We start from the raw sequence: 15902 nt of genomic DNA on the forward strand, positions 1-15902 counted from the left end.
CGGTTCCTCAAGGGCGCCGGTTCTTCCAGGCCGGCGACCGGCAGACGGCCAAGCTGCGCGAGTTCGAGCGGACCTTCGACTGGCGGCTGACGAACTCCGAGGCGTCCAGCCCGGCGAACGAGGCCCTCGCGCTGCGGGCGTTGCGCTGGCTCTCCGACGAAGAACGCGCGCGGCGGATCCACGCGCCGGTCGCGCTGATCAACCACCCGCTGCGCAACGGCCGCGTAGCGCCGCACGAGCTGCGGGCCTACCGCGACGCCCCGGCTGGCTTCGCGCCCCAACGGCGGCGGCTCGGTGCCACGGCTGGCGCGGCTGGACGTCATCGCGGGCCCGGTGACCGGCCCGGTGGCCGACCCCGACACGATGACGGCGCCCGGCACGCGGGTCGTCGAGTCGTTCGAGCCGCGGTGGGCGCCCGGGCGGCGGGTGGTCTTCCGGCACACCGTCCGGAACGCGCGCTCGCCGTTCTGCGGGTCCGCGGGTCGAACGGGGATTCCGAGCCCACGCCGGACGTCGTCGGCCAGGCGAACCCGTTCGAGGACTTGTGGATGTACGCGAACCCGATTTTCGTGGACGTGTGCTGAACGGAAGAGTGCTGCTCGTCCGGTCGATCATGACCGGGTTGCGGTGGCTGCTGAGCTTGCCTTCGCCGGTGCTGCGCGTCCTCGCGGGCCGGCCGGTGGTCGTCGACGGGCGGCAGCCGGTGCCGACCGCGCGGATGCTGATGCGGGTGTCGCGGTTCGCGCCGTTCGACGCGCCGCACCGGAACGGCAGCCTCGCGCGGGCGCGGGCGGAGCTGAACCTGGCGGGGGCGCTGGCCGGGGCCGGGATCTGCCCGGGCGTCCGGACGCGCGACTCGACGTGGCCCGGGCCGGGCGGCCCGCTGCCGCTGCGGTGGTACGAGCCGGCCGGGCTCCCGGCTCCCGGGCCGGCGATCGTGTACTTCCACGGCGGCGGGTTCGTCCTCGGCAGTCTCGACACGCACGAAGGCGCGTGCCGGCTGCTGGCCGAGGAAGCCGGGGTGCGGGTGGTGTCGATCGGCTACCGGCTGGCGCCGGAACACCCGTTCCCGGCGGCGGCCGCGGACGCCGTGGCGGCGTTCGCTCACGTGTCTTCCCACGCGGCGGAGTTCGGCATCGACCCGGCGCGGCTCGCGGTGGGCGGCGACAGCAGCGGCGGCAACCTGGCGGCGGTGGTGGCCCACGCGGCGGCCCGCGGCGAGCTGCCCCGGCCGGCGTTCAGCCTGCTGCTGACCCCGGCGACGGACGCGCTCGGCGCGTCGGAGTCGCACCGGCAGTTCGGCTCGGGCTTCCGCCTGGACCGGGACGAATGGGCCTGGTACCGCGAGCAGTACGTGGGAGATCCGGCGCTGTACACGGACCCGCGGGCGTCGGTGCTGTACGACGCCGCCCTCGAGGGTCTGCCGCCGACGTTCGTGGCCACGTGCGGCTTCGACCTGCTCCGCGACGAAGGCGAGGCCTACGCGGCCCGCTTGGCTGCGGCCGGGGTCCCTCTCGTGCACCGACGTCACGAGGGCCAGCTCCACGGTTTCGCGAACCGGGTGGGCATCGACCCGGACGCCCGCGCGGCCATGGTCCACGCGGCGGGCGTGCTTCGCGCGGGTCTCGCCCTCGGCTGAGCACCTACCGGACGGGAAGGTGGACCGTCACCCCGAGACCGCCGCCCACGATCGGTTCCGCCGTCACGCTTCCGCCGTGCGCCGCCACCGCCGCGCGGACGATCGACAACCCCAGCCCCGCGCCCGACCGGGCCGTGCGCGCCACCCCGGCCCGGCGGAACGGCTCGAACAGCTCCGCCACCGTCGCCGGGTCCACCAGGCCGCCCGACGAGCGGACCCGCAGCGTCGACCACCGCGGCCCCGGCTGCGTCACGACCTCCAGCCAGCCGCCCTCGACGTTGTGGCGGACGCCGTTCTCCAGCAGGTTGCCCGCGATCCGCTCCAGCAGCGCCGGGTCGCCGAACGCGGGCGCCGGCACGACCGCGAACGTCGCCCGGATCCCGCGCTTCTCGGCTTCGAGCCGGACGGCGCGCCAGGCGCGGTCGATCACCACCGCCAGGTCGACCGGCTCGCGGACGCCCAGCCCGGCGCCGTCGGTGCGGGCCAGCAGCAGCAGCGAGTTCACCAGCTGCCCGGCGCGTTCGGTGGCGTCGCGGACCACCCCGCCCATCCGGCGCAGCTCGGCTTCGTCGGCGTCGTCGTCGGCGAGGGTGACGTCGAGTTCGGTGCGGATCACCGACAACGGTGTCCGCAGCTCGTGGCTCGCGTTCGCGACGAAGTGGCGTTGGGCGTCGAAGGCGGCCTGGAGCCGGTCGAGCATGTCGTCGAACGTCTCCGCCAGCACGGCCAGCTCGTCGCGCGGGCGCACCGCGCCGATCCGCTCCCCCAGCGACTCGACCGACAGCCGCCGCGCGGTGCCGGTGATCTCGCGCAGCGGCAGCAGGACGCGGGAGGTGAACGTCCAGGCGAGGATCGCCGCGGCCGCCACCACCAGCAGGAACGCGATCGACCCGAACAGCAGCATCCGGTTGCGGGCGTGCACGCGCAGGTGCTCGGCGAGCGTCGAGGCGTCGACCGTGACGCCGTCGACGACGACCGTGCTGCCCGGCGGCATCTGCGGCACGGTGTCCAGCGAGTCGCGCACCAGCGTCCAGGCGAGCCAGAGCAGCAGCAGGCTGACGGCGGCGACCAGCACGGTCGCCAGCAGGGTGATCCGGGCGCGGAGGCTGCGGGTGCCCGGCAGGTTCACGCGCGCTGCGCGCCGGGTTCCGGCACCCGGTACCCCGATCCGACGACCGTTTCGATGATCCCCGGCTCGCCGAGCTTCTTGCGCAGCGTCATGACGGTGACCCGGACGGTCGTGGTGAAGGGGTCGGCGTTCTCGTCCCAGACGCGCTCGAGGAGTTCCTCGCTGCTGACCACGGATCCGGCGGCCTGCAGCAGGACCTCGAGGACGCCGAACTCCTTGCGCGTCAGCTCGACCGGCCCGCTCGCCCGCCGCACGGTCCGCTTGGCCGGGTCCAGCTCGACGTCCCCGGCGGTGAGCAGCGGCGGCGCGGCCGGCGTGGCCCGGCGTCCCAGCGCCCGCACGCGCGCGACGAGCTCGGGGAAGGCGAAGGGCTTGGCGAGGTAGTCGTCGGCGCCGAGCGAAAGCCCGTCGACGCGGTCGGACACCGAGCTGCTCGCGGTGAGCATCAGCACCCGGGTGAGTTCCCCGGAGGCGACGATCTCCCGGCACAGCTCGTCCCCGGACATCCCGGGCAGGTCCCGGTCCAGCAACACGACGTCGTACCGCGTGACGGCGGCCTTTTCGTGCCCGTCGTCCCCGGTGAGCGCGACGTCCACCGCCATGCCTTCGCGGCGGAGGCCGCGGGCGATCGCGTCGGCCAGGGGTTCTTCGTCCTCGACTACCAAAACTCGCACGAGCCCACAATCCCATATTTTCCTGAGAGTGCCCTTTAAGGACGCTGTGCCGACCAGCGGAGGGCGAACCACAGCCGCATCCGGATCTCCGGGTCCGCCAGATCGACCCCCAACGCCTTCTCCACCTGGGCGATCCGATGCCGGACGCTGTTGCGGTGCACACCCAGCTCCGCCGCCGTCGGCTCCCACGCGCCGTGGTGGGCCAGCCACGTCCGCAGCGTCAGCACCAGCGACCGGTCCCCCGCCTGGTCGAGCGCGACCAGCGGCTCCAGGGCCTTCGCGGCGAACCCCCGGGAAGCACCCGAATCCACCAAAGCGTCGAAATCCAGGGGCGAGTCTCCCGCCACCACCGGGCGCCCCAGGGCACGGGCCCGGGAAAGCAGCAGATCCACTTCCGCCGCAGCCGCGGCCACCCCGGCAGCGGGCACCGGCGAGCCCACGGCCGCGAGCCAGCCGGACGCGCGCAGGTCGTCCAGCCGCGGGACCGAGCCGGCCACCGCCACGAACGACGGCCCGGGCCGCACCGAGACCAGCGGCGTGTCCAGCCGCGCGCGCAGCCAGTCCGGGCGCCGGGCCACCTCGTCCGGGCCGCGCCGGTGGGCCGCCCCCGCGACCAGCCGGACGACCTCCGTCCCCAGCAACGACCGGGCCGCGTCCCCGGGGGAAACCCGGCCCAACAGGAGCCCGGTGGCCGCCGCGCCCAGTTCGGCCGCGTCCGAGCCCGCGCGGCCCACCAGGCCCAGCAGGGCCGCGCCGACGGCGAGGATCGCCCGCTCGGCGCCGTCGAGCCGCCGGGACCGGCCGACGACCACCAGGTGCGACGCCGTGGCCTGCGGGTACACCGGCTGGACGACGACGAACCCGCCGGCCAGCTCGGTGGTCGCGCTCCGGATCCCGCTGCCCGCCCGCACGGTCGCCATCAGCTCCCGCACCGCCGTCGGCAGCGGCGTGGGCGCGTCGTGCGCCGAGGCCAGCACGTCACCCGCACCGACCAGGGCGACCCAGGACCCCAGCACCGCCGCCAGCGACGACGTCAGTTCGCCGAGCCCGCCACCCGCCGCGCGCGTGAGCGTCTCGCGCGCCGCCGTGATCCGCCGCTGCTCCCGCTGGCCGGCTTCGGTCAACGCCACCGAGACCGCCCGGTTGACCGCCAGGAACGGCGTCCGCGACGGCACCACCAGCAACGGCAGCCCGCGCCGCGCGCACGCCCGGCGCAGGGGTTCCGGCAGGGTCTCGTGCACCGTCGGGGTGAGCCCGAACCCCAGCGCCGTCACCCCGGCGTCGCGCAGCCCGCGCACGTACCGGTCGATCCGCTCCGGCAGGTTGACCCCGGCGGTGAGGATCAGCTCGCCGCCCAGCAGGTAGGGCGCGGGATCCTGCAGCTCGCTCACGTGCGCCCAGCGCACCGGGGCGTCCAGCGCGCCCGGCCGCAGCGTTTCGGGGACGACGTCGAGCGCGAGCTCCCGGTTGCCGACCACGTCCCGTAACGGGACATTCACCTCCGTGGACAGCGAATCCGTGATCAGGGTCATTTCATCCCCATCGATGTCGACATGGGGATGAATCATCCCATGCCGAGAGGGTGGCGGGCGAACCTACGGTGACCCGAAACGACGTGAGGAGGACACCGTGACCGGCGACTACGCGGTGATCGCGCTGTACATCGCGGGGATGCTCGGGGTCGGCTGGTACGGCCTCCGGCTCGCCAAGACGAAGTCCGACTACCTGGTGGCCGGCCGGCGGCTGGGGTGGTTCATGTACTCCGGCACGATGTCGGCCGTCGTGCTCGGCGGCGCGTCGACCGTCGGCGGCGTCAAGCTCGGCTACACCTACGGCATCTCCGGCATGTGGCTGGTCGTCAGCATCGGCGTCGGCATCCTCGTGCTGCACGCGCTGTTCGCGCGGCGGCTGGTCCGGCTGAAGGTCTACACCGTCGGCGAGATGCTCGACCTGCGCTACGGCGGCCGCACCAGCGCGGTGTCCGGCGTCGTCATGTGGGGCTACACGCTGATGCTGACGGTCACCTCGACGCTGGCGTTCGCGACCATCTTCAAGGTGCTGTTCGACCTGCCGAACTGGGCCGGCATCGCGGTCGGCGGCTCGATCGTCGTCCTCTACTCGGTGCTCGGCGGCATGTGGTCGATCACGCTCACCGACATCGCCCAGTTCGTCATCAAGACGATCGGCATCCTGGCCATCCTGCTGCCGGTGGCGATCACCTCGGCCGGCGGCTTCGACGGCATGAGCGAGAAGCTCGACGCGAGCTTCTTCAGCTTCACCTCGATCGGCACCGACACGATCATCACCTACTTCGTCATCTACACCTTCGGCCTGCTGATCGGCCAGGACATCTGGCAGCGCGTGTTCACCGCCCGCACGCCGGCGATCGCGACGTCCGGCGGCATCACCTCCGGCGTCTACTGCCTGGTCTACGGCCTGGCCGGTGCCCTGATCGGCACCGCCGCGCACACGCTCTACCCGGACATCGCCAGTGCCCAGGACGCCTTCGCGACGATCGTCGAGCGGCTGCTGCCGACCGGCGTCCGCGGCCTGGTCCTGGCCGCCGCGCTCTCGGCGATGATGTCCACGGCGAGCGGCGCGCTGATCGCCTGCTCCACCACGACGACGTCCGACCTGCTCACCAAGCTGGGCCTGAAGAAGGGCGGCGAGGTCAGCCGCAACCGGATCGCCACGCTGGTGCTCGGCCTGCTGGCCATCGGCATCGCGATGGTCGTCGACGACGTCGTCAACGCGCTCACCATCGCCTACGACATCCTGGTCGGCGGCCTGCTCGTCGCGATCGTCGGCGCGCTGTTCTGGAAGCGCGGCACGCGGCAGGGCGCATACGCGTCGATGGTGGCCGGCACGGTGTCCGTGATCGCGTTCATGATCATCGACGGCGTCGACGCCAACACCCCGATCTACTGGGGCCTCGGCGCGAGCCTGGTCGTCTACCTGGCCGTCAGCTTCGCGACGCCCCGCACTTCCGAGACCATCCTCTCCGTCTGGACCCGCCGCCTCGCCGGCCAGGAAACACCCATCGAAAACCGGGAACAGGAGCCCACCAGTGCCTAACATCGGACCCCTCGACTCGTCGCGCGTCCCCCGGTTCGCCGGCTTCGCGACCTTCGCGCGGCTGCCGCGGATCGACCAGGTCGAGCGCGCCGACGTCGCCGTCGTCGGGGTGCCCTTCGACTCCGGGGTGTCCTACCGGCCCGGCGCGCGGTTCGGGCCGGCGGCCGTCCGCGAGGCGAGCCGGCTGCTGCGGCCGTACCACCCGGAACTGGACGTCTCGCCGTTCGCCGAAAAGCAGGTCGTCGACGCCGGGGACATCGCGGTCAACCCGTTCAACATCGGCGAAGCGATCGAGACGCTGCAGCAGGAAGCCGAAGCGCTGCAGGCGGACGGGACGCGGCTGGTGACCGTCGGCGGCGACCACACCATCGCGCTGCCGCTGCTGCGCGCCGCGGCCAAGAAGCACGGACCCGTTGCCCTGCTGCACTTCGACGCCCACCTCGACACCTGGGACACCTACTTCGGCGAGCCGTACACCCACGGCACCCCGTTCCGGCGGGCGTCCGAGGAAGGGATCCTCGACACGAGCGCGCTGTCGCACGTCGGCACGCGCGGCCCGCTGTACGGCAAGCGGGACCTCGAAGAGGACCGCCGGCTCGGCTTCGGCATCGTCACCTCCGGCGACGTCCTGCGCCGCGGCGTCGCCGAGACCGTCGACGCGCTGCGCCAGCGAATCGGCGACCGGCCGCTGTACGTCTCGGTCGACATCGACGTCCTCGACCCGGCCCACGCGCCCGGCACCGGCACCCCGGAAGCGGGCGGGATGACCAGCCGCGAGCTGCTGGAGATCCTGCGCGGGCTGCGCGACCTCAACCTGGTCGGCGCGGACGTCGTCGAGCTGGCCCCGGCCTACGACCACGCCGAGATCACCGCCATCGCGGCCTCCCACGTCGCCTACGACCTGGTGAGCCTGCTGACCCTCGGGAAGGGCGAATGACGCGCATCGGCGGGGACGTCGTCGTCGAAACGCTGCGGGCGCTGGGCGCCGACACGGTGTTCGGCCTGCCCGGCCAGCACGCGCTGGGCCTGTTCGAAGCGTTGCGGCGGGCCGACGACCTGCGCGTGATCAGCGGGCGCGTCGAGAACAACCTCGCGTTCGCCGCCGACGGGCACGCCCGCGCCCGGCTCGCGGCGAACCCGGACGGGCCGGTGCCGGTGACGCCCCTGGTCGTGTCGACCGGCCCTGGTGCATTGCTGACGTTGGCTTCGCTGCAGGAATCCCGCGCCGCTTCGGTGCCGGTGCTCGGGATCTCCAGCCAGATCCCGGTCGCCGGGCTCGGCGGCGGGCGGCACGGCTACCTGCACGAGCTGACCGACCAGCAGGCGAGCTTCCGGGACGTCGTCAAGTCGGTGCACGTCGTACGGCGGGCGAGCCAGATTCCTTCGGCGTTGCGGGAAGCGTGGACGTCGGCCGCGACCGCGCCCTACGGCCCGGTGTGGGTCGAGATCCCCCAGGACGTGCTGCTCGGCCCGGCCGGAGTCCCGCCGATCACGTCGGTGTCGGCCTCTCCCCCGCCGTTGGAACCGCTGCCCGAGCTGGTCACCGCGGCGGCGGAGCTGCTGGGCGAGGCGTCGAACCCGGTGATCCTCGCCGGGGGTGGCGCGCTGCGGTCCGGGGCACACGCCGAGCTGACCGCCCTCGCGGAAGCGCTGCGGGCGCCGGTGATCTCGACGTTCGGCGGCAAGGGCGTCTTCGGCTGGGACCACGAGCTGTCCGGGCGGTCGTGGCTGGAAGACTGGCACACCACGGCATTCCTGGCGGACGCCGACGTGCTGCTCGTGCTCGGTTCCGGGCTCGGCGAGCTGTCCAGCAACTACCGTGAGTTCGCGCCGCGCGGCCGGGTGATCCAGGTCGAGGCCGACCTCGGCAAGCTGGAGTCGAACTACCCGGGCCTGGGCATCCACGCCGACGTGCGGCTCACGCTGCAGGCGCTGCTGGAGCAGGTGCCGATGCGGGCGTCCGACGGCCGGGCCGAGAAGGCGGTCTCCGGGCTGCTCGTGCGCGTCGAGTCGCGTTTGGACAGTCAGGACCTGGCCACCGAACGGAAGCTGATCGACGACATCCGCGCGGCGCTGCCCGAGGGGACGCAGACGTTCTGGGACATGACGATCGCCGCGTACTGGGCCTGGTCGGCGTGGAACCCCGAGGGCGCGCCGATCCACACGGCGCAGGGCGCGGGCGGGCTGGGCTACGGCCTGCCGGGCGCGCTCGGCGGCGCGGCGGCCGGCGGTCCGGCGCTCGCCGTGTCGGGTGACGGCGGCGCGATGTACGGCGTCGCCGAGCTGGCCACGGCGGTGCAGCACGGCCTCGACGTCACGTGGCTGATCATCGACGACGGCGGCTACGGCGTGCTGCGCGAGTACCTCACGGACGCGTTCGGCCAGACGACGGCGACCGAGCTGGCCCGGCCCGACTTCGTGGCGCTGGCCTCTTCGTTCGGCGTCCCCGCGCGTCTCTCCTCTTTGGACACCGTGGGCACGGACCTCGCCGAGGCGCTGCGCACGCCGGGTCCGTCCGTCGTCGTCCTCCCCGCGTTGCTGAAGCTGTTCGCGCCGACCCACCTGGAGCAGGCATGACCCGCACGCTCGACCTGACCGACCCGGCGACCGGCGAGGTCTTCGGCACCAGCGCCGTCGCGTCGCAGTCCGATGTGGACAACGCGCTCGAATCGGCTGCGCAAGCGTTTGCGGTGTGGCGCCGAAGCACCCCGGCGCAGCGGCAGCTGGCGCTGCTGAAGATCGCCGACGCGCTGGAGGTCCGGGCGTCGGAGTTCGCCGACCTGGAGGTGCGCGAGACCGGCAAGATCCGGTCGGTCGTCCTGGACGAGGAGATCCCGGAGTGCGTGAGCGCGCTGCGGTTCTTCGCCGGCGCCGCGCGGCACCTGGAGGGCACCGCGGCCGGCGAGTACGCGCCGGGCCACACGTCGGTGATCCGCCGCGAGCCGGTCGGCGTCTGCGCGCAGATAGCGCCGTGGAACTACCCGCTGATGATGGCGGTCTGGAAGATCGCGCCGGCCTTGGGGGCGGGCAACACGGTGGTGCTCAAGCCGGCCGAGACGACCCCGTCGACGGCCGTGCTGCTGGCCGAGGTGGCCGCGGAGTTCCTGCCTCCGGGGGCGTTCACCGTGCTGACCGGCGACCGCGACACCGGCCGGGCGCTGGTACGCCATCCCCTTACGGACCTGGTCTCGATCACCGGGTCGACGCGGGCGGGCATCGACGTCGCCACCGTGGCGGCCGCCGACCTCAAGCGCACGCACCTGGAACTCGGTGGCAACGCGCCGTTGCTGGTCTTCCCGGACGCCGATCTCGCTGCGACGGTGGAAGGCATCGTGGGCGCCGCGTTCTACAACGCGGGTCAGGACTGCACCGCGGGCAGCCGGGTGCTGGTGCACGCGTCGATCCACGACGACTTCGTCGCTTCGCTCGCGAAGGCCGCTTCGGCACAGACGCCGGGCGTCGACTACGGGCCGTTGAACAGCGCGGCGCAGTTCTCGCGCGTGGAGGGTCTCGTCTCGCGGCTGCCGTCGCACGCGCGGATCGAGACCGGCGGCACGCGGTTCGGCTCGCCGGGGTTCCACTTCTCCCCCACGGTGATCTCGGGGGTGCGCCAGGACGACGAGATCGTCCAGGAGGAGATCTTCGGGCCGGTCATCACGGTCCAGTCCTTTTCGGACGAGCCTCAGGCGGTTTCGCTGGCCAACGGCGTCCCCTATGGACTGGCGTCGTCGGTGTGGACTCGCGACCTCGGCGTCGCCGCGCGGGTGTCGGCGGAGCTGGACTTCGGGTGCGTGTGGGTCAACACGCACGGGCCACTGGTCGCCGAGATGCCCCACGGCGGGTTCGGCCACTCCGGCCACGGCAAGGACCTCTCGGCGTACGCGTTCGCCGAGTACACGCGCGTCAAGCACGTCATGACGAGGTTCGCATGAGCGAGAAGATCACCGAGGTCGAACAGCACGGCATCGCCCCGATCCCGCCGGAGGAGCAGACGTCGAGGCCGCGCGACCTGTTCCGGATGGCGTTCGGCGGCGCGAACACGTTCGCCACGATCATCCTGGGCACGTTGCCGATCGCGTACGGGCTGAGCTTCCGCGACGCGGCGCTGGCGACGGCGCTCGGCGTCGTCGTCGGCGGCCTGGTCCTGGCGCCGATGGCGTTGTTCGGACCGCGGACACGGACGAACAACGCGGTGTCGTCGGGCGCGCACTTCGGCGTGGTCGGCCGCTGCGTCGGCTCGTTCCTTTCGCTGCTGACGGCGATCACGTTCTTCGCGATTTCGGTGTGGGTAAGCGGCGACGCGGTGGCCGGCGCGGCGCAGCGGCTGTTCGGCTTCGACGGCGGCGCGGTGCTGCGCGGCGTCGCGTACGGCGTGATCGCGATCGCGACGCTGGTGGTCTGCATCTACGGCTACCGGTTCATGCTGCTGGTCAACCGGATCGCGGTGGTCCTGGGCACGCTGATCATGCTGCTGGGCATCTTGGCCTACGGCGGCACGTTCGACCCGGCGTACGCGGGCACGGGGACGTACGCGCTGGGCACGTTCTGGCCGACGTTCACGCTGGCGGCGTTGACGGCCCTGGCCAACCCGATCTCGTTCGGCGCGTTCCTCGGCGACTGGGCCCGTTACATCCCCGCGCGGTACAGCAAGCGCTCTCTGCTGACGGCGCCGTTCCTCGCGCAGGTGGCAACATTGCTGCCGTTCGGTTTCGGCATCGCGACGGCGACGCTGGTCGCGGACCCGGCCGACTACATCACGGGCCTGACGGCGATTTCCCCGTTGTGGTACGCGATCCCGCTGATCGTGGTGGCGTTGATCGGCGGCCTGTCGACGGGCACGACGTCGTTGTACGGGACGGGTCTGGACTTCAGTTCGATCTTCCCGAGGCTGTCCCGAGTGCAGGCGACGCTGCTGATCGGGACGCTGAGCGTGGCCTTCATCTTCGTGGGTAATTTCGTGCTGGACATGGTGTCGAGCATCAACGCGTTCGCGACGCTGATCGTGCTGTGCACGTCGCCCTGGATGGTGATCATGATGATCGGCTTCGTCCAGCGCCGGGGTTTCTACGACGTCGACGACCTGCAGGTGTTCAACGAAGGGCGTCGCGGTGGCCGGTACTGGTTCGCGCACGGAGTGAACTGGCGAGCGATGGCGGCATGGATCCCGGCGACGACGCTGGGGTTGTTGTGCGCCAACACGCCGATGATCGCGGGGCCGCTGCGCGATGTGGCGGGCGGGGTGGACATCAGCTTGCTGGTGACTTTGGTGACCGCGGCGGTGGCGTATCCGGTGCTGGTGAAGCTGTTCCCGGAGCCACCGGAGGTCTTCGCCTCGGCTCCGCTTCCGGTCACCGCCGCGCTCCCGGCGGAGGCCTGACCACCGCCCCACCCGAGCCCGCGCGGGGGCGCCCCCCGTTTTCCACTCTACCGGCGGGCACCGACAGTTTCGGCGCCCGAGATCGCAGCGCCGGCCCAGTGCAAGCCCCAAGCGCCCCCATGTGGCCTTCGGGTGCGTTGAATCCGCACTGCGGCGCGGAGCGCCTCCGTTGAGGGTGGTGGTGGGGCATGGGAGGAGCACCCAATGTGGCCTTGGGTGCGTCAGACGCAACCAAGGCGGCCTTGGGTGCGTCACACGCAACCAAGGCCGCCTTGGGGCGCTCTGGTCTAGCTTCGGTTGGCGTCCTTCTTCTCCGGAGCCGAGGCTTCCGAAGACCCCAGGCGGGAAGCCCATTCCGTCACCCGGCGGGCCACGTCCTGGGCCGTCAACCCGATCCGCCCCAGCACCTCGTCGCGGCTGCCCAAGTCGTGGAATGCCTGCGGTACCGCCAAATCCCGCAGCGGCACGTTGCACTCGGCGTCGCGGAACATCGCCGCCAGCGCTGAGCCGAAGCCGCCGTGGCGGCCGCTGTCCTCCACCGTCACCACCAGCTTGTGCTGCGATGCCAGGGCCACCAGCTCGGCCGGGACCGGGAGCACCCAGCGCGGGTCCACCACCGTCACGCCGATGCCCTGGTCGGCGAGCCGGTCCGCGGCCGCCAGCCCCAGCGTCGCGAACGGGCCGACCGTCACCAGCAGGACGTCCGCGCCCTCCGTCGGGCGGCGCAGCACGTCCACCGTGCCCAGGCGCTCCACCGCCGTCACGTCCGTGCCGACCTTGCCCTTCGAGAAGCGCAGCGCCGTCGGGCCGTCGGACACCGCCACCGCCTCGCGCAGCTCTTCCCGCAGCGTCGCCGGGTCGCGCGGGGCCGCCACGCGCATGCCCGGGACCATGCCCAGCAGCGACAGGTCCCACATGCCGTGGTGGCTCGGCCCGTCCGGCCCGGTGATGCCGGCCCGGTCCAGCACCAGCGTCACCGGCTGGCGGTGCAGCGCCACGTCCATCAGCACCTGGTCGAACGCGCGGTTCAGGAACGTCGAGTAGATCGCGACCACCGGGTGCAGCCCGCCCATCGCCAGCCCGGCCGCCGACGTCACCGCGTGCTGTTCGGCGATGCCGACGTCGTACCAGCGGTCCGGGAACGCCTCGGCGAACTTGTCGAGCCCGGTCGAGCGCAGCATCGCCGCCGTGATCGCGACGACGTCCTCGCGCTCGGCGCCGATCTTCGCCAGCTCGTCGCCGAACACGCCGGTCCAGCTCGGGCCCTTCACCGGCGGCAGGCCGGTCTCCGGGTCGATCGGGTCGGTCTGGTGCATCTGGTCGTGCTCGTTGTTGACCGCGGGCGCGTAGCCGTGGCCCTTCTCGGTCACCACGTGCACGATCACCGCGCCGCCGAACGACTTCGCGCTCTGCAGTGCCTTCTCCAGCGCCACCTGGTCGTGGCCGTCGACCGGGCCGAGGTACTTCAGGCCGAGGTCGGAGAACATCGCCTGCGGGCTCAGCGCGTCCTTCAGCCCGGCCTTCGCGGCGTGCAGCGCGGCGTAGATCGGCTTGCCGACGACCGGGGTGTGCTTGAGGATCTCGCGGCCGCCGTCGAGCAGCCGCTCGTAGCCCGGCTGCAGGCGCAGCGCCGCGAGGTGGTCGGCGAGGCCGCCGATGGTCGGCGAGTACGAGCGGCCGTTGTCGTTGATGACGATGACGACCGGGCGCTCGCGGTGCGCGGCGATGTTGTTGAGCGCCTCCCAGCACATGCCGCCGGTGAGCGCGCCGTCGCCGACGACGGCGATCGCGTGCCGCCCGGCACCGTCCAGGGCGAACGCCTTCGCCAGGCCGTCCACATAGGACAGACCGGACGACGCGTGGCTGCTTTCGACCCAGTCGTGCTCACTCTCCGCGCGCGACGGGTAACCGGTGACGCCGCCGGTCTGGCGCAGCAGGTCGAAGCCCTCCGCGCGGCCGGTGACGATCTTGTGCACGTAGGCCTGGTGCCCGACGTCCCAGACGATCGCGTCGCGCGGCGAGTCGAACACGCGGTGCAGCGCCAGGGTGAGCTCGACGACGCCGAGGTTCGGTCCCAGGTGGCCGCCGGCGCGGCGAACCTTGTCGACGAGGAAGTCCCGGATCTCGGCAGCCAGTTCGCCGAGGTCCTCGACACTCATGCGCTTCAGGTCCGCCGGTCCTTCCAAGGACTCCAGCAACGTCACTCGTCTCCACCTCGCTTGTCGCCCGCGGTCGGGGGTCCAGGGGGCTTGCCCCCGGCCGGGGTCCGGGGCCAGGCCCCGGAAGACACGGCACGCCCCGCGTCCGGCCCAGTCTACGGAGACCCGCCAGGGTGGTTCCGCCCGCCGCGTCCGGCGTCACAGGCGGAGCGCGACCAGGCGTCATCACGCGGGGTGAACCTCGTCTCCGTCCGTCGCTGTGGCAGTCACGCCGCGTGGCCACGAGAATGGGGGCATGGCGGACTTCTTCATCGGCGGCGACTGGGTGGACGCGATCGACGGCGGGCGCCGGGAGATCCGCTGCCCGGCCGACGGCTCCCCCGTCGCGACGGTCGCCGAAGGCACCGCCAAGGACACCGAGGCCGCGATCGCCGCGGCGCGCCGGGCGTTCGACGACGGACCGTGGCCCGGCACGCCCGCCCACCTGCGCGGCGACCTGCTGCTGCGCACCGCGGACCTGCTGGACCGCGACGCCGAGGCGTTCGCCCGCGCGGAGTCGCTCGACACCGGCAAGCGGCTGGTCGAGAGCCGTTACGACATGGCCGACATCGCGGCGTGCCTGCGTTACTTCGGCAAGCTCGCGGCCCAGGACGCCGGGCGCGTCGTCGACACCGGCAACCCGGACGCGATCAGCCGGATCGTGCACGAACCGGTCGGCGTCTGCGGGCTGATCACGCCGTGGAACTACCCGCTGCTGCAGACCGTGTGGAAGATCGCGCCGGCGCTGGCGGCGGGCAACACGTTCGTGCTCAAGCCCAGCGAGCTGACACCGCACACCGCGATCCTGTTCATGAAGCTGCTCACCGAGGCGGGCCTGCCGCCCGGCGTCGCCAACCTCGTGCTCGGCGCGGGTGCCGAGGCCGGCGCGCCGCTGGCGTCCCACCCGGACGTCGACCTCGTGTCGTTCACCGGTGGGCTCGCGACCGGCCGGGTGATCGCCGCCGCGGCCGCCGCGACGGTCAAGAAAGTGGCCCTGGAGCTGGGCGGGAAGAACCCGAACGTGGTGTTCGCCGACGCCGATTTCGAGACGGCCGTCGACTACGCGCTGACGGCGGTGTTCCTGCACTCGGGCCAGGTGTGCTCGGCGGGCGCGCGGCTGATCGTGCAGCGCGAGTGGCACGACGACTTCGTCGCCGAGCTGGTGCGCCGGGCGGAGCGGATCCGCTTGGGCGGCCCGTTCGACCCCCAGGCGGAGACCGGGCCGCTGATCTCGGCGGCCCACCGGGAGAAGGTCGAGGCGTACGTGGCGGCGGCGCTGGCCGAGGGCGCGGTGCTGCGGACCGGCGGGCGCCGGCCCGAAGATCCCGCTCTGGCCGACGGCTTCTACTACCTCCCTACCATCCTGGACCAGGTGAAACAGGGGTCGTCGGCGGTGGTCGAAGAGTCCTTCGGGCCGGTGCTCACGGTCGAGACGTTCACCGACGAGGACGATGCCGTCCGCATCGCCAACGACACCCACTACGGCCTGGCCGGGGCGGTGTTCACGCAGGACGCGTCGCGGGCGCAGCGGGTCGCCGGGCGGCTGCGCCACGGGACGGTCTGGATCAACGACTTCCACCCGTACCTGCCGCAGGCCGAGTGGGGCGGGTACAAGCAGTCCGGGTTCGGCCGCGAGCTGGGGCCGACGGGGCTGGCCGAGTACACCGAGGTCAAGCACATCTACCAGAACCTCCGGCCGGCGCCGCAGCGCTGGTTCGCCGGCTGAGCGGTCCTCCGATCGGGATCCCCCGAACGGCCCAGCGCGGAAAAGGTGATCGGAAAGCCGTTTCCGGCGAATTATGCTGCGTGC

The 15902-nt window shown here is 72.5% G+C and carries 11 protein-coding genes and 1 pseudogene; 8 read left to right on the forward strand and 4 right to left on the reverse strand.

What is annotated here, in order from left to right:
• Nucleotides 1-20 precede the first annotated feature (20 nt).
• Both ABFJ78_RS21765 and ABFJ78_RS21770 read left to right on the forward strand, forming a co-directional pair.
• Nucleotides 21-584: pseudogene (locus ABFJ78_RS21765) on the forward strand (histidinol-phosphatase); the annotation flags it as partial.
• On the forward strand, nt 578-1639 hold the full coding sequence (locus ABFJ78_RS21770; protein WP_436388179.1) for an alpha/beta hydrolase: 1062 nt from the start codon (nt 578-580) through the stop codon (nt 1637-1639). The pseudogene ABFJ78_RS21765 and the gene ABFJ78_RS21770, both read left to right, overlap by 7 nt.
• A 4-nt stretch (nt 1640-1643) precedes the next feature.
• On the opposite strand, the gene ABFJ78_RS21775 is transcribed toward ABFJ78_RS21770, so the two are convergent.
• The 3 genes from ABFJ78_RS21775 to ABFJ78_RS21785 are packed head-to-tail and all read right to left on the reverse strand — an operon-like array spanning nt 1644 to nt 4974.
• Entirely contained in the window at nt 1644-2768 is a 1125-nt protein-coding gene (locus ABFJ78_RS21775) for a sensor histidine kinase (RefSeq protein ID WP_436388180.1), read from the reverse strand.
• Nucleotides 2765-3442, reverse strand: coding sequence for a response regulator transcription factor (locus ABFJ78_RS21780; RefSeq protein WP_364446280.1), 678 nt, complete (start codon nt 3440-3442; stop codon nt 2765-2767). The genes ABFJ78_RS21775 and ABFJ78_RS21780 overlap by 4 nt, the downstream gene beginning before the upstream one ends.
• A gap of 35 nt (nt 3443-3477) precedes the next feature.
• Entirely contained in the window at nt 3478-4974 is a 1497-nt protein-coding gene (locus tag ABFJ78_RS21785; protein ID WP_436388181.1) for a PucR family transcriptional regulator, read from the reverse strand.
• 97 nt (nt 4975-5071) lie between these two features.
• Here ABFJ78_RS21785 and ABFJ78_RS21790 point away from each other — a divergent pair, with 97 nt between their 5' ends.
• From ABFJ78_RS21790 to ABFJ78_RS21810, 5 genes are read left to right on the forward strand one after another with little or no spacing between them, the layout of a single operon-like run.
• Entirely contained in the window at nt 5072-6517 is a 1446-nt protein-coding gene (locus ABFJ78_RS21790; RefSeq protein ID WP_436388182.1) for a sodium:solute symporter, read from the forward strand.
• Nucleotides 6510-7454 carry an agmatinase gene (speB, locus tag ABFJ78_RS21795; RefSeq protein WP_372668147.1) on the forward strand — a complete coding sequence of 315 codons (945 nt, stop codon included), beginning with the start codon at nt 6510-6512 and terminating at the stop codon, nt 7452-7454. The genes ABFJ78_RS21790 and speB overlap by 8 nt, the downstream gene beginning before the upstream one ends.
• Complete coding sequence (locus tag ABFJ78_RS21800; RefSeq protein ID WP_436388183.1) at nt 7451-9094, forward strand: thiamine pyrophosphate-binding protein; 1644 nt, start codon at nt 7451-7453, stop codon at nt 9092-9094. The genes speB and ABFJ78_RS21800 overlap by 4 nt, the downstream gene beginning before the upstream one ends.
• The gene (locus tag ABFJ78_RS21805) at nt 9091-10449 is read left to right on the forward strand and encodes an aminobutyraldehyde dehydrogenase (protein ID WP_436388184.1); all 1359 of its coding nucleotides are present in this window, start codon (nt 9091-9093) and stop codon (nt 10447-10449) included. Before ABFJ78_RS21800 ends, ABFJ78_RS21805 begins: the two co-directional genes overlap by 4 nt.
• A complete protein-coding gene (locus ABFJ78_RS21810) occupies nt 10446-11894 on the forward strand; it encodes a purine-cytosine permease family protein (protein WP_436388185.1) in 1449 nt (482 codons plus the stop codon). The genes ABFJ78_RS21805 and ABFJ78_RS21810 overlap by 4 nt, the downstream gene beginning before the upstream one ends.
• A 287-nt stretch (nt 11895-12181) precedes the next feature.
• On the opposite strand, the gene dxs is transcribed toward ABFJ78_RS21810, so the two are convergent.
• Nucleotides 12182-14098 (reverse strand): 1-deoxy-D-xylulose-5-phosphate synthase, encoded by a 1917-nt coding sequence (gene dxs, locus ABFJ78_RS21815; protein WP_436388186.1) that lies wholly within the window; start codon nt 14096-14098, stop codon nt 12182-12184.
• A gap of 250 nt (nt 14099-14348) precedes the next feature.
• Between dxs and ABFJ78_RS21820 the strand changes: the two genes are divergently transcribed.
• The gene (locus tag ABFJ78_RS21820; RefSeq protein ID WP_436388187.1) at nt 14349-15818 is read left to right on the forward strand and encodes an aldehyde dehydrogenase family protein; all 1470 of its coding nucleotides are present in this window, start codon (nt 14349-14351) and stop codon (nt 15816-15818) included.
• Nucleotides 15819-15902: the final 84 nt, after the last annotated feature.

The sequence above is a fragment of the Amycolatopsis sp. MEPSY49 genome, from assembly GCF_051337345.1.
Taxonomy (GTDB): domain Bacteria; phylum Actinomycetota; class Actinomycetes; order Mycobacteriales; family Pseudonocardiaceae; genus Amycolatopsis.

Excerpts from the sequence above, each read along its gene's own strand:
- ABFJ78_RS21820 (WP_436388187.1), top strand. The coding sequence starts at position 14,349 with ATGGCGGACTTCTTCATCGGCGGCGACTGGGTGGACGCGATCGACGGC.
- ABFJ78_RS21785 (WP_436388181.1), bottom strand. The coding sequence starts at position 4,974 with ATGACCCTGATCACGGATTCGCTGTCCACGGAGGTGAATGTCCCGTTA.
- ABFJ78_RS21800 (WP_436388183.1), top strand. The coding sequence starts at position 7,451 with ATGACGCGCATCGGCGGGGACGTCGTCGTCGAAACGCTGCGGGCGCTG.
- ABFJ78_RS21810 (WP_436388185.1), top strand. The coding sequence starts at position 10,446 with ATGAGCGAGAAGATCACCGAGGTCGAACAGCACGGCATCGCCCCGATC.
- ABFJ78_RS21805 (WP_436388184.1), top strand. The coding sequence starts at position 9,091 with ATGACCCGCACGCTCGACCTGACCGACCCGGCGACCGGCGAGGTCTTC.